The organism is Variovorax sp. AC103, assembly GCF_979254005.1.
The window spans coordinates 143,966-159,523 of sequence record NZ_CEEDFC010000010.1; the positions used below are offsets into that span (position 1 = coordinate 143,966).

Below are 15,558 nucleotides of genomic sequence, written 5' to 3' on the forward strand. Positions count from 1 at the left end.
CCCCATGCCCGACATCCAGGATCTCTCCGCACGCCGTGCCAACCTCAGCGCGGAACAGCGCGCCCGCCTGCAGCAGCGGCTGCGCGGCGCGGGCACCGGCGCGCGCCAGGACGGGAGCGCGATCTCCCCGCGCCCCGAGCGCGATCGCGGCCGCGCGCCGCTGTCCTTCGCGCAGCGCCGCCAGTGGTTCCTGTGGAAGCTGGACCCGGCGCGCACGGCCTACCACCTGAGCGGCGGACTGGTGTTGACCGGCCCGCTCGACACCGACGCGCTGTGCGCGGGCCTGCAGGCGCTGGTGGACCGTCACGAGTCGCTGCGCACCGTCTTTCGCGAGGAAGGCGACGGCGGTGCGGCGCAAGTCATCCAGCAGGGCCTGACCGTCGAGCTGCCCCGCATCGACCTGAGCGCGCTGGACACCGCGGCACGCGAACAGGGTGTGCGCGCCGAGGTGCGGCGCATTCGCACCGAGCCCTTCGACCTCACGCGCGGCCCGCTGATGCGCGCGGTATTGCTGAAGACCGGCGAGCAGACGCACCAGCTGCTGGTGGTGATGCACCACGTCGTGTCCGACGGATGGTCGGTGCAGCTCTCGCTCGACGAACTCGCCGCGCAGTACGCCGCGCGCGTGCAAGGCCGCTCACCGGCGCTAGCGGCGCTGCCGGTCCAGTACGCCGACTACGCCGTGTGGCAGAACCAGTGGCTGGACGGCGGCGAGGGCGAACGCCAGCTGGCCTGGTGGCGCGACCACCTGGGCACGGAGCAGCCGGTGATCTCGCTGCACACCGACCGGCCGCGCAATGCCGATGGGCGCTATGGCTCGGCGCGCATCACCGCCGCCTTGCCGGCAGACACCGTTGCGCGGCTGCGCCAGCAGGCCCGGGGACAAGGCGCCACGCTGTTCATGGCGTTGCTCGCGGGCTTCAATGCGCTGCTGTTCCGGCACACCGGGCAGACCGATGCGCGCGTGGGGGTGCCCATTGCCAACCGCAACCGCGCGGAGACGGCGGGCGTGATGGGCTTCTTCGTCAACACGCAGGTGCTGCGTTCGCGGATGAGGGCGCGCACCACGCTGGCCGAGCTGCTCGTGCAGACGCGCGACACCGCCATCGGCGCGCAGACCCACCAGGACCTGCCGTTCGAACAGTTGGTCGGCGCGCTGCGGCCCGAACGCAGCCTGAGCGCGAATCCGCTGTTCCAGGTGATGTTCAACCACGTGCGGCGCGACCACCGCTCTCTGGCCGAGTGGCCGGGCGTGTCGGTGGAGCGGCTGGACTTCGAGGAGGAAGACGCGCAGTTCGAGTTGACGCTGCAGACGCTGGAGTTCGAGGATGGGCGGGTCGAGGCCACCTTCTTGTATGCGGCGGAGCTGTTCGACAGGGAGACGATCGAGCGGATGGCGGGGCACTACCTGGCGGTGCTGGAGGCGTTGGTTGTAGAGCCTGAGGTGGCGGTCGGCGATGTGGCGCTGGTGAGTGCGCCCGAACGCGCGCAGCTGGCGGCTTGGAGCGAGAACAATCGCCGTCACGAGGGCGCACAACCCGTGCACCGACAGATCGAGGCGCATGCGAAGTCGAAGCCATTGGCGCCTGCGCTGGTCTTCGGCGACGAGGCGCTGAGTTATTCGGAACTCAATGCGCGTGCGAACCGTCTTGCGCATCGCCTGATCGTCTTGGGCGTGGGTCCGGACGTGCTGGTCGGCCTCTGCGTGGAGCGCTCCACCGAGATGATGGTGGGCATCCTTGCGGTGTTGAAGGCGGGTGGTGCGTACGTACCCCTTGACCCTGACTACCCGGCGGACCGCCTCTCCTACATGGTCGAAGACAGCGGCATTGCGTTGCTGCTGACCCAGAGCAGCTTGCGTTCGCTGATTGCCGGCGTCGAAGCGCTTGAAGTGCTGGAACTCGACACGCTCGACACGTCGTCCGAGCCGGATGCCAACCCGCAGGTCAACCTGCACGGCGAACACCTCGCCTACGTCATCTACACCTCGGGGTCCACGGGCCGTCCCAAGGGCGCGGCCATCAGGCACCAAGCGCTCTTCAGCTGCATGGCCTGGATGCAGGAGTTCTACACGCTGGAAGGCAAGGACACGGTCCTTCACAAGGCGCCCTTCGGCTTCGACGTGTCCGTATGGGAGATGTTCTGGCCGTTGACCTCCGGTGCAAGGCTGGTCATTGCCAACCCCGGAGATCACCGCGACCCGGTGCGCCTGGTAGAACTGATCCGGAAGCACCAGATCACGACGCTGAACTTCGTGCCCTCGATGCTGCAAGCCTTCCTGGCCTACGAGGGCATCGAGGCCACGACCAGGCTCAAGCACATCATCTGCGGCGGAGAAGCGATGCCGGCAGCCACGCAGAAGGAGGCGCTTCAACGCCTGAGCGGCGCGACCTTGCAGAACCTGTACGGCCCGACGGAAACCACGATCCACGTGACGCAGTGGACTTGCCGAGATGACGGCAGCACCCAGGTGCCGATAGGCCGGCCGATCAGCGACACACAAGCGCATGTCCTCGACGAGAGCCTGAACGAAGTCCCTGCCGGTGTCGCTGGCGAGCTGTACCTGGGCGGCATCAGCCTCGCACGCGGTTACTTGAAGCGGGCGGGCCTGACTGCCGAGCGGTTCATTGCAGCCAACGACGGAAAACGCCTGTACCGCACAGGCGACCTGGTTCGCTGGAACAACGAAGGCCAGCTGGAGTACCTGGGGCGCATCGACCACCAGGTGAAGGTGCGGGGCTTCCGCATCGAGCTGGGCGAGATCGAAGCGCAACTGCAAGCCCAGCCCGAAGTGCGTGAAGCAGTCGTCGTAGCGAGCGAAGGCCCATCGGGCGCAAGGCTCGTGGCCTACGTCTCGGACAACGACATCGACACGGCGACGCTCAGGGAACGCCTTGCCGAGACGTTACCGGACTACATGGTCCCCAGCGTGATCATGGTGCTCGACGCACTCCCGCTCAACGCCAACGGCAAGGTAGACCGCAAGGCACTGCCGGCGCCGGAGTTCACCAGCGACCGAGCGTACGAAGCTCCCGAGGGGGAAGTCGAGCAAGCGCTTGCGACGATCTGGGCCGACGTCCTGGGCGTGCCCCGCGTAGGCCGCACCGACAATTTCTTCGAGCTCGGCGGCGACTCCATCCTCAGCCTCAAGGTCACCGCGCGCGCGGCTCGGGCCGGCGTGCACCTGACGCCTCGCCAGATGTTCGAACACCAGAGCGTGGCGCGCATCGCGCATGCGCTCCAGGCCGGCCGCCCCGCGGAAACGCAGGCGATTCCCGTGCTGGATGCGGCGCAGCGCGCCGGCAGACTGGCCTTGTCGCACGCACAGATGCGCCAGTGGTTCCTGTGGCAGCTCGATCCGTCGAGCACCGCGTACCACATCAGCGGCGCGCTGAAGCTCGTGGGCCGGCTCGATGCCGCGGCCGTGCGTGCGAGCTTCGACGCGCTGGTGCAGCGCCACGCGTCGCTGCGCACCGTGTTCCGCGCCGACGCGCAGGGCCTGGCCGAGCAGGTCGTCCAGGAAGCCGGCCCGCTCGAACTGGCAACGGTCGACCTTGCCGCGTGGCGCACCGGGGCCGAGCGCGAAGTGCGCAGCCGCGAAGAGGCGCTGCGCCTGAGCCACACGCCTTTCGACCTGGCCGCAGGCCCGCTGCTGCGCGTCGGGCTGATCCGCCTCGCAACGGACGAACACCTGCTCGTCGTGGTGATGCACCACATCGTGTCCGACGGCTGGTCGATGCAGGTGCTCGTCGACGAATTCGTGGCGCACTACCGCGCCCATGTGCAGGGCGCCGCGGTCGTGCTGCCGCCGTTGCCGATCCAGTACGCCGACTACGCCGCGTGGCAGCGCGACTGGCTCGAAGCCGGCGAACGCGACCGCCAGCTGGCGTACTGGACCCACCACATCGGCACCGGGCAGCCCGTGCTGCAGCTGCCCACCGACCACGCCAGAAAGGCCGACGGCCGCTACAGCGCCGCGCGGCACGGCTTCGAACTGCCGGGCGATCTGGTGCAGCGCCTGCAACGGCGCCTGCAGGGCCAGGGTGCCACGCTGTTCATGGGTCTGCTGGCTGGCTTCCAGGTGCTGCTGAGCCGCTACACCGGCGAGCCCGACATCCGCGTGGGCGTGCCCGTGGCCAACCGCCACCGTGCGGAGACCGAAGGCGTCATCGGCTTCTTCGTCAACACGCAGGTGCTGCGCAACGTGCTCGACGGGCGCGAGAGCCTGGCGCGCGTGCTGGCCCGCGCGAAAGACGCGGCGTTGGGCGCGCAGGCGCACCAGGACCTGCCGTTCGAGCAGCTGGTCGAAGCGTTGCAGCCCGAGCGCAGCCTGGGCGCCACCCCGCTGTTCCAGGTCATGTTCAATCACCAGCGGGGCGGCCTGAAGGCACTGCACCGGCTGCCCGGGCTCACGCTGACCGAATGCGACCTGGACGCGCAGGCGGCGCAGTTCGAGCTGACGCTGGAGACCAGCGAAGGCGACGACGGCCGCGTGACGGCCAGCCTGCGCTACGCGGCGGAGCTGTTCGCGCCGCAAACCATCGCGCGCATGGCGGGCCACTACCTCGCGGTGCTGGCGGCGTTGGCCGACTGCCCCGCGCAGGCGGTGGGCGACGTGGTGCTGCTGGCACATGCCGAGCGCGCCCAGCTCGCTGCGTGGGGCGCACCCGTGCAAGCAGCCGAAGCTGCCGGAGCGGCCGGAGCGGCCGGAGCGACCGCGGCGGCCGGAACGGCGCAACCCATCCACCGGCTGATCGAACGCCAGGCGCAGGCGCGCCCCGATGCGGTGGCACTGGTCTTCGGCGCGCAGACGCTGGGCTACGGCGAACTCAATGCGCAGGCCAACCGCCTTGCACACCGCTTGATCGCCCTGGGTGTGAGGCCCGAGACCCGGGTGGGCCTCGCGGTGGAGCGTTCGCTCGAGATGGTGGTGGGCATCCTGGCCATCCTGAAGGCCGGCGGCGCCTACGTGCCGCTGGACCCGGACTACCCCGCGGACCGCCTGGCCTTCATGGTGGCCGACAGCGGCATCGCACTGCTGCTCACGCAGGCCCACCTGCAGGCGCCCGCCATCGGCGCGCTTCAGGTGCTGTCGCTGGACACGCTCGACCTGTCCGCCGAGCCCGTCGCCAACCCCGAGGTCGGGCTGCACGCCGACAGCCTCGCCTACGTCATCTACACCTCCGGCTCCACGGGCCGGCCCAAGGGCGCGCAGCTTTGCCATCGCAACGTGAGCCGCCTGCTCGGCGCCACCGACGCGTGGTTCGGCTTCGGCCCCGACGACGTCTGGACGCTGTTCCACTCCTACGCCTTCGACTTTTCCGTGTGGGAAATCTTCGGGGCGCTGTGCACCGGCGGCAAGCTGGTGATCGTGCCGTTCTGGGTCAGCCGCTCGCCGGAGGACTTCCTGCAGCTGCTGCGCACGCAGCGCGTGACCGTGCTCAACCAGACGCCTTCGGCCTTCGGGCAACTGGCCGGCTTGCCGCAGTCGCACGAAGGCGGCCTGGCGCTTCGCGCGGTGATCTTCGGCGGCGAGGCGCTGGACCCGCAACGCCTGCGCGGCTGGATCGAGCGCCACGGCGACGACAGCCCCCGGCTGTTCAACATGTACGGCATCACCGAGACCACGGTGCACGTGACCTTCAGGCGCATCACCGCCGCCGACCTGGTGCAGGCGCGCAGCCCCGTGGGCATCGCGATTCCCGACCTGGGGCTGCGGGTGCTCGACGGGCAGCTCAACCCGATGCCGCTGGGCATCGCGGGCGAGCTGTACGTGTCGGGCGCCGGGCTGGCGCGCGGCTACCTGAACCGCGCAGGCCTGACGGCCGAGCGCTTCATCGCGGCGGAAGACGGCGCTCGCCTGTACCGCACCGGTGACCTGGTGAAGTGGAACCAGGAGGGCCAGCTGGAGTATCTGGGGCGCATCGACCACCAGGTGAAGGTGCGGGGCTTTCGCATCGAGCTGGGGGACATCGAGGCCGCCCTGCTGGCGCAGCCGGAGGTTCGCGAGGCGGTGGCACTCGCCAGCGAGGGCCCGGGGGGCACGCGGCTGGTGGGTTACGTGACCGCGCAGGGGGGCCGGGCGATCGACGCGGCCGCGCTGCGCGAGCGCCTGGGCGAGCTGTTGCCCGAGCACATGGTCCCGGCGGTGCTGGTGGTGCTGGGCGCGCTGCCGCTGACCCCGAACGGCAAGGTCGACCGCAAGGCGCTGCCGGCGCCGGAGTTTTTGCCCGGCAACGCGTACGAAGCGCCCAGGGGGGAGACCGAAGAACAGCTGGCCGCCGTCTGGGCCGAGGTGCTGGGCGTGGCGCGCGTGGGCCGCGACGACAACTTCTTCGAGCTGGGCGGGCACTCGCTGCTTTCCACGCGGCTGGTGGCGCGCCTGCATGCGGCCATGCCCGGCGGGCTCACGGTGCGTGACGTCTTCCAGTACCCGACCCTGGCCGCCATGGCCGAGCGGATGGCCGCGGCTCTTCGGGACAGTCCCGCGGCCCAGGCCCTTTCAGAAATCGATTCGCTGCTGGACAGCATGGAGACCGCCTGATGGAAACCGCAGCAACCCGTCGCATCGCCGAGCGCTTTTCGCGCCTGTCGAGCGAGCAGCGCCGCGTGGTGTACGAGGGCATCCGTTCCCGGGGCCTGACGCTCGGGCAGTTCCCCATCCTGCCGCGCGAGGACGCGGCGCGGCACCGCTGCCCCGTCTCCTATGCGCAGCTGCGCCAGTGGTTCCTGTGGCAGCTCGATCCGCAGAGCACGGCCTACCACATCAGCGATGCGCTCAAGCTCACGGGGCCGCTGGATGCGGACGCGGTGCACGCGAGCTTCAAGGCCTTGGTGGCACGCCACGAATCGCTGCGCACGGTGTTTCGCGCCGATGCCGACGGACTCGCCGAGCAGCTGATTCGCGACAGCGGCGAGCTCGACTTCACGCTGCTGGACCTGGGCGATGCGGATGCCGGCGCGCGCGAGGCCATGGCCCGGGACGCGGCGCGGCGCATCTGCCACACGCCCTTCGACCTGACGCAAGGGCCGCTGATGAGGGTGGCGCTGGTTCGGCTGGCGCCTGAAACGCACCTGCTGGTGCTGGTGATGCACCACATCGTGTCCGACGGCGGCTCGCTGCAGATCGTCGTGGACGAGTTCGTGGCGCAGTACCGCGCCTGCGTGCGGCACGAAGCGGTGGCGTTGCAGGCCATGCCGGTCCAGTACGCCGACTACGCGGTGTGGCAGCGGCATTGGCTGGAAGCCGGCGAGCAGGAACGCCAGCTGGCCTACTGGAAAGCGCAGCTCGGCGACGCGCAGCCTGTGCTGCAGCTGCCGCTGGACCGCGCCCGAAGGCCCGATGCCCGTTACGGCGCGGCCAGCCATCGGGTCGAACTGCCGGCGCTGCTGGTGGACGGCCTGCAGAAGCGGGCCCGCAGCCAGGGGGGCACGGTGTTCATGGTGCTGCTGGCCGGCTTCCAGGTGCTGCTCGGGCGCTGCAGCGGCCAGGAAGACATTCGCGTGGGCGTGCCGATTGCGAACCGCCACCGCATGGAAACCGAGGGCGTCGTCGGCTTCTTCGTCAACACGCAGGTGCTGCGCGCGGCGGTGGACAGCCGCAGCAGCCTGCTGCAGGTGCTGGCGCGCACGCAGGAGGCGGCACTGGGCGCGCAGATGCACCAGGACCTGCCGTTCGAGCAACTGGTCGAGGCCCTGCAGCCCGAGCGCATTCCGGGCGTGCAGCCGCTGTTCCAGGTGCTGTTCGATCACCAGCGCGCGGACTTCTCTGCCCTGGAAGGGCTGCCGGGGCTGGCGCTGGCGCCGTGGGACCTGGGCACCCAGGCCGCGCAGTTCGAGCTGATGCTGGTCACCGACGAAAGCCCCGACGGTCGGTTGCATGCGAAGTTCAGCTATGCGCCGGAGCTGTTCGATGCCTCGACCATCGAGCGCATGGCGGGCCACTACCTGGCGGTGCTGCAGGCCCTGGCGCAGCGCCCCGAGCAGACCGTGGGCGAGGTGGCGCTGCTGAGCGAGGCCGAAAGCGCGCAGCTGGTGGCCTGGGGAGCGAATGCGCAAGGCTTCGACCAGTCGACGCCAGTGCACCGCCTGATCGAGCGGCAGGCCGCGGCGCATCCCGACGCCGTGGCGCTGGCGCTCGGCGACCAGACGATGAGCTACGGCGAACTCAATGCCAGGGCCAACCGCCTCGCCCACCACCTGATCGGCCTGGGCGTGAAGGCGGAGACCCGGGTGGGCATCGCGGTGGAACGCTCCATGGAGATGGTGGTGGGCCTGCTGGGCATCCTGAAGGCCGGCGGCGCCTATGTGCCGCTGGACCCGGCGTACCCGCCCGAGCGGCTCGCCTACATGGTGCGCGACAGCGGCGTGGCGCTGCTGCTGACGCAAAGCCACCTGCAGTCGCTGGTGCCGGGTGCCGGGGCGCTGCGCGTGCTGGCGCTGGACACGCCGGACCTGCACGCGCAGCCGCAGGGCAACCCGCAGGTCGCGGTGCACGGCCAGAACCTTGCCTACGTGATCTACACCTCGGGCTCCACCGGCAGGCCCAAGGGCGCGCAGATGTGCCATGGCAACGTGACGCGGCTGCTGGACGCGACCGACGCCTGGTTCGGTTTCGGGCCGCAAGACACCTGGACCCTGTTCCATTCCTATGCCTTCGATTTCTCCGTCTGGGAGATCTTCGGGGCGCTGTGTACCGGCGGGACGCTGGTCATCGTGCCGTTCTGGGTCAGCCGCTCGCCGGAGGACTTCCTGCAACTGCTGCGGGCGCGCAAGGTGACGGTGCTCAACCAGACGCCGTCGGCGTTCGGGCAGTTGACCAGCCTGCCGCAGGCCTGGCGGAACGGCGGGGGCGGTGAGGGCGACCAGGACCGCCTGTCGCTGCGCGTGGTGATCTTCGGCGGCGAGGCGCTGGACCCGCAGCGGCTGCGCCAGTGGATCGCGCACCACGGCGACGACAGCCCGCAGCTCGTCAACATGTACGGCATCACCGAGACGACGGTGCACGTGACCTACCGCCGGATCACCGCGGCGGACCTGGACCGGCAACGCAGCCCGGTCGGCCTGGCGATTCCGGACCTCGGGCTGAGGGTGCTCGACGCGCAGCTGAACCTGGTGCCGGTGGGCGTGCCCGGCGAGCTGCACGTGTCGGGTGCCGGCCTCGCGCGCGGCTACCTGCACAGGGCCGCCCTGACGTCGGAGCGCTTCGTGGCGGCGTCAAACGGAGAGCGGCTGTACCGCACGGGCGACCTGGTGCGCTGGGACGCCGAAGGGCAACTGGCGTACCTGGGTCGCATCGACCACCAGGTGAAGGTGCGGGGCTTTCGCATCGAACTGGGAGAGATCGAGGCGCAGCTGCTGGCGCAGCCCGAGGTGCGTGAGGCCGTGGTGGTGGCCGACGAAGGCCCCGCCGGCACGCGCCTGGCGGGCTATGTGTCGGCGCAGGCGGGCCACGTGGCAGACGCTGCGCAGCTGAAGTCGCGGCTGGGCGAGGCCTTGCCCGACTACATGGTTCCCGCCGTGGTCATGGTGCTTGACGGGCTGCCGTTGAACACGAACGGAAAGGTCAACCGGCAGGCGCTGCCGGCGGCGGCGTTCACGAGCGAGCGGGCGTACGAGGCGCCCGTGGGCGAGCACGAGCACAAGCTCGCGGCCATCTGGGCCGACGTGCTCGGCGTGGAACGCGTGGGCCGCGAGGACAACTTCTTCGAGCTGGGCGGCCATTCGCTGCTGGCGCTGCGGCTGCTGGAGCGCATGCGCGCCCAGGGCCTGGCCGCGCAGGTGCGCACGCTGTTCCAGCAGCCCCGGCTCGGCGCCTTCGCGCAGGCGTTGGCGCAGGCGCCGGCGCGCGCCGAGGTGGTCGTTCCGGCCAACGGCATTCCGGCGGAGTGCCGGGCCATCGAGCCGCGGATGCTTACGCTGGTGGCGCTGGACGCGCCGCAGATCGCGCGCATCGAGGCGGCCGTGCCGGGCGGGGCCGCCAACATCCAGGACATCTACCCCCTGGTGCCCATGCAGGAGGGCATGCTCTTCCATCACCGCCTGCATGCCGAGGCGGATGCCTACGTCACGCTGAACAGCCTGAGCTTCGACAGCCGCGAAGGGCTGCTGCGCTTCGTCGCCAGCTTCAACGAGGTGATCGCGCGCCACGACATCCTGCGAACCGCCGTCATGTGGGAAGAACTCCCCGAGGCGGTGCAGGTGGTGCATCGCCAGGCCGCGCTCGAGCTCCAGTGGCTCGCCGATGCCGCGCCGGCCGGCGTGCGCATCGACGTGCGCAAGGCGCCGATGCTCGCGGCCGTCGCGGCCCATGACGCGCTGAACGCCCGCTGGCTGCTCCAGCTGTCCAGCCATCACCTGGTGGTGGACCACACCACGCTGGAACTGGTGGTCGAGGAAATCGCGCTGATCCAGCAAGGGCGGCGGGCCGAACTGTCGGCGCCCGTGCCGTTCCGGCGCTTCGTCGGCCAGGCCCGTCTGGACGGCGGCCAGGCCGGGCACCAGGCCTTCTTCAGCCAGATGCTGGCCGACGTGGAAGAGCCGACGGCACCCTTCGGCCTGCTCGACGTGCAGGGCGACGGCACCCGGGTGCGGGAGGCCTCGGTGGTGCTGGACACCGGGCTCGCGGCGCAGGTCAGGCACCAGGCGCAGGCGCACGGCGTGAGCGCCGCCGCGCTGTTCCACACGGCCTGGGCGATGGTGCTGGGCAAGACCGCGGGCCGGGACGACGTGGTGTTCGGCACCGTGCTGTTCGGCCGCATGCAGGGCGGCGCGAACGTGGACCGCGCGCTGGGCATGTTCATCAACACGCTGCCCGTGCGCATCCGGCTGGGAACGCAGGGCGTGCAGGCCTGCGTTCGACACACGCATGCGGCGCTGATCGAGCTGATGCACCACGAATACGCCAGCCTGTCGCTGGCGCAGCGCTGCAGTGGACTGCCGCAGCGCATGCCGCTGTTCACGGCGCTGCTGAACTACCGCTACGGCGCGCGGCAGGGCAAGCCGGCAAAGACTGTCGAAGCGGGCCCGCCGTGGGAGGGCATGCAGATCCTGGGCAGCAGGGAGCGCACCAACTATCCGGTCGAGATGGCGGTGGACGATCTGGGCGAGGGCTTTGCGCTGGCCGCGCAGATTCACGAATCGGTGGACGCCGGGCGCGTGTGCGGCTTGATGATCGCCGCCGTCGAGGCCATCGTGCAGGCCCTGGCGCAGCAGCCACGGCGGCGGGTCTGCGAACTCGAGCTGATGTCCGGCGGCGAGCAGCGCCAGCTCGCCGCGTGGGGCGAAAACACCGTGCGATACGACGGCGACCTGCCGGTGCACCGGCTGATCGAGCGCCAGGTTGCGCGCCAACCGCAGGCGGTCGCGCTGGTCTTCGGCGACCAGGCCCTGAGCTACGCGGAACTCAACGCACGGGCCAATCGCCTGGCCCATTGCCTGATCGCGCTGGGCGTGAAGCCGGAGGCCCGGGTAGGCATCGCGCTCGAGCGTTCCATCGACATGGTGGTGGGCGTGCTGGCGGTCCTGAAGGCCGGCGGCGCCTATGTGCCGCTGGACCCGGAACACCCGGCGGACCGGCTGGCCCACATGGTGGCCGAGAGCGGCATCGGGTGGCTGCTCACGCAGAGCCACCTGGGCGCCCTGTGGCCGCGCGGCGGGGCGCTTCGGGTGCTGGCGCTGGACACGCTGGACACCGGCGGCTGCGCCGATGCCAACCCGCAGGTCGCGCTGGACGGCGAGAACCTGGCCTACGTCATCTATACCTCCGGCTCCACCGGCAAGCCGAAGGGCGTGATGGTGCGGCACCGGTCGCTCAGCCACTTCATGCGCAGCATGAAGGACGCGCCGGGCATGGCACCGGACGACGTGCTGGTGGCGGTCACCTCGCTGTCGTTCGACATCGCGGCCCTGGAGCTGTACCTGCCGCTGCTGAGCGGCGCGCGCATCGTGCTGGCGTCGAGGGATGCCGTGCGAAGCGGCGGCGCGCTCGGCGAGCTCCTGCATGCCAGCGGTGCCACGGTGCTGCAGTCGACGCCCGCGGGCTGGCGGCTCTTGCGGGCCACCGGGTGGAACGGCAGCCGGCGCGCGAACTTCAAGGGCCTGTGCGGCGGAGAAGCGCTGCAGCAGGACCTGGCCGACGACCTGCTGGCGCTCGGTGTCGAGCTGTGGAACATGTACGGTCCCACCGAAACGACGATCTGGTCCACGGCCGCGCGGGTTCGCGGCACGCCGCGCATCGGCGGGCCGATCGCGGCCACGACGCTCCACGTGCTGGACGGGTTCCTGAACCCGGCGCCCGTGGGCGTGCCGGGCGAACTGTTCCTGGGCGGCATCGGCCTGGCGCGCGGCTACTTCCAGCGCGCGGCCCTGACGTCGGAGCGCTTCGTGGCGGCGTCAAACGGAGAGCGGCTGTACCGCACGGGCGACCTGGTGCGCTGGGACGCCGAAGGGCAACTGGCGTACCTGGGTCGCATCGACCACCAGGTGAAGGTGCGGGGCTTTCGCATCGAGCTGGGAGAGATCGAGGCGCAGTTGCTGGCACAGCCCGAGGTGCGCGAGGCCGTGGTGGTGGCGCGCGAAAGTGCGGGGGGTGCGGGCGGTACGTCGCTGGTCGGCTACATCGCCTTGCAGGCCGGGCAGGCGATGGACACCGGCGTGCTGCGAACGCGGCTCGCGGCGGCGTTGCCCGACTACATGGTTCCGGCCGCCGTCGTCGTGCTCGAGCGCCTGCCCTTGAACGGCAACGGCAAGGTCGATCGCAAGGCACTGCCCGCGGTGGAGTTCGCGGGCGAGCGGCCCTACGAGGCGCCCGCCGACGCGGTGGAAGCGCAGCTGGCCGCCCTCTGGGCCCAGGTGCTGGGCGTGGCGCGCGTGGGGCGGCACGACAATTTCTTCGAGCTCGGCGGGCATTCGCTGCTGGCTGCGCAACTGGCGTCGAGGGCCCGCGTCGAAGCCGGCTTCGAGCTGCCGCTGCGCCGGATCTTCGAGCACCCGGTGCTCCTCGATCTTGCAGGCGTGGCCCGGCAGGCGATGCACGAGGCACCGCCGGCCGGCCAGGCGCCGGTGCTGCAGCCGATCGGCCGCGCGGCCGAGATGAAGCTTTCCCCTGCGCAACAGCGCCTGTGGCTGGTGAACCGGCTGGCCGATGCATCGGCGGGCCAGCACGCGGCCTACAACATCTCCGCGGCGCTGCGTCTGTCGGGCGCGCTCGACGTCGATCTGGTCCGGGCCACGCTCGATGCGCTCGTGCAGCGGCACGAAGTGCTGCGCACCTGGTTCCCCGAGAACGACGACGGCGATCCCGTGGCGCGCATCGCGCCGGGCGGTGGCCTTGTCGTTCCGCTCACGGACCTCTCGCACCTCGCGGGCGAACGCCAGGCGAGCGCGATGCACGACGCGCTCGCCGCGCACGCGGGCACCGCGTTCGACCTGGGCGCCCGCCCGGCCTTCGCGGCGGCCGTGCTGCGCCTGCAGCCCGAGGTGCATGTGCTGCTGCTGTGCGTGCACCACATCGTGTTCGACGGCTGGTCGGAAGCCGTCTTCGTGCAGGACTTCATGGCCTTGTACGCGGCGCTGCGGGCCGGGCGGGAGTCGCCGCTCGCGCCCCTTGCAATCCAGTACGCGGACTACGCCGACTGGCATCACCGCAAGATCGCGCAGCGCTTTGCGCGCGATGCCGCGTTCTGGCGCGGCTACCTGCAGGGCGCCCCCGCCGTGTCCACGCTGGGCCCCGACCGCGCGCGCGCCCGCGTGGCGTCGGCGGCGGGCGACACGGTCGGCATCGACGTGGGGCACGAGCTCGCGCAGGCGTTGCACGGCCTGGCCAGGGCGCAGAAGACCTCGCTGTACGTGGTGCTGCTGTCGACCTTCCTGCTGATGCTGCACCGGCAGGCGGCCACCGACGACCTGGTGGTCGGCACCGACGTTGCCGGGCGCGACCACCCGGCGCTCGAGGACCTGATCGGTTTCTTCGTCGGCGTCGTGCCGCTGCGCTCCCGGCTCGCGCCCGCGCTGGCGTTCGTGCAGTGGCTCGCGAAGGTCAAGGAGAGCACGCTGTCGGCCTTCGAGCACCAGGACGTGCCGTTCGAGCAGATCGTCGAGCTGGCCGGCGTGCCCCGCACCCGTGAACACAGCCCGCTGGTGCAGGTGCTGTTCGTCATGCAGAACACGCCCGAAGGGCGCTTCGAGATCCCGGGCGTCGTTGTCGAGCCCATCGCGAAACCCGTGACCACCTCGAAGTTCGATCTCGCGGTCTTCGTGAGCGAGAGCGCGCGCGGCCTGCGCGCCGAGTGGACCTTTGCCTCCGGCCTGTACCGGCGCGAAACCATCGAGCGCGCATCGCTCGCGTGGCGCGACCTGCTGCAGCAGGTGGTCGCCGCCCCCGAGGGGCTGCTGGCGCATTTCGTCATTCAAGCCAACCCGGAAACAAAAAACATGTCATCCAGTTCGCCCGCGCTGGGCAAGTTGCACAAGCTCAAGAAATTCGCGGACAAGGAGCGTGGGGCCCCGGCGGCGCCGCGCTCGCCCGTGCGCACCTCCTTCCTTTCGGCGCAGCGGACGTTCCCGCTGGTCATCGAGGCCGCGAGCAGCGACATCGACGCGGTGGCGTGGGCCCGGGAGCAGCGCGACTCCATCGAGGCCAGCCTGTGCACGCATGGCGGCATCCTGCTGCGCAACTTCGGCCTGCGCACGCCGCAGGAGTTCGAGGCCTTCGCGGAAGTGATCGAGCCCGAGCTCTACGGCGGCTACGGCGACCTGCCGAAGAAGGAGGGCGGGCGCAACACCTACCGCTCGACGCCGTACCCCGAGCGCCAGATGATCCTGTTTCACAACGAGAGTTCGCATCTCGAGCGCTGGCCGCGCAAGCAGTGGTTCTACTGCGAGCAGCCTTCGCCCGTGGGGGGCGCCACGCCCATCGTCGATTGCCGGGAGATGCTGCGCCACCTGCCGCCCGACGTGGTGGCCGAGTTCGAGCGCAAGGAGCTGCTGTACGTGCGCACCTTCATGCCCCGGCTGGACGTGAGCTGGCAGGACTTCTTCAAGACCGACAGCAAGGCGCAGGTCGAGCACCGCCTCGCGCTGGCCGGCACCGCCTGGCGCTGGCTGGACGACGAGACGCTGCAGACGCGCACCCGCTGTCCCGCGGTGATCACGCACCCGGTCACGGGCGAGCGCGTGTTCTTCAACCAGGTCCAGCTGCACCACGCGAGCTGCCTGGAGGCGGACGCGCGCGAAGACCTGCTGGCCGTGGCCGGCGGCCTGGACCGGCTGCCGCGCCACGTGACCTATGGCGACGGCACGCCGATCGACGACCAGACCATGGCCGTCGTCGGCCGTGCGTATGAAGCCTGCGCCGTGCGCTTCGACTGGCGCCAGGGCGACGTGGTGATGCTCGACAACATGCTCGCGGCGCACGCGCGCGACCCGTACGAGGGGCCGCGCAAGATCGTGGTGGCGATGGGCGCGATGTGCGACCGCGCCACGCTCGCGCAAGCTGCCGGCGCGGGCGGCAACTTGCCCGCCGCCGCAGGGCAGCCCGTGGTGTCGGAGGGCTGAAGC

General features: G+C 70.6%; 2 protein-coding genes. Both read left to right on the forward strand.

Annotation, left to right across the window (positions count from 1 at the left end; all coding sequences use genetic code 11):
• Positions 1–4: 4 nt before the first annotated feature.
• Positions 5–6,544: an amino acid adenylation domain-containing protein gene (locus tag AC0IYU_RS16495; RefSeq protein WP_472118904.1), complete on the forward strand. Its 6,540-nt coding sequence runs from the start codon at positions 5–7 to the stop codon at positions 6,542–6,544.
• Positions 6,544–15,555 (forward strand): amino acid adenylation domain-containing protein, encoded by a 9,012-nt coding sequence (locus AC0IYU_RS16500; protein WP_472118907.1) that lies wholly within the window; start codon positions 6,544–6,546, stop codon positions 15,553–15,555. Before AC0IYU_RS16495 ends, AC0IYU_RS16500 begins: the two co-directional genes overlap by 1 nt.
• Positions 15,556–15,558: the final 3 nt, after the last annotated feature.

What these genes read in the sequence shown, in the direction of transcription:
- AC0IYU_RS16495 (WP_472118904.1), top strand. Translation starts at nt 5, where the DNA reads ATGCCCGACATCCAGGATCTCTCCGCACGCCGTGCCAACCTCAGCGCG.
- AC0IYU_RS16500 (WP_472118907.1), top strand. Translation starts at nt 6,544, where the DNA reads ATGGAAACCGCAGCAACCCGTCGCATCGCCGAGCGCTTTTCGCGCCTG.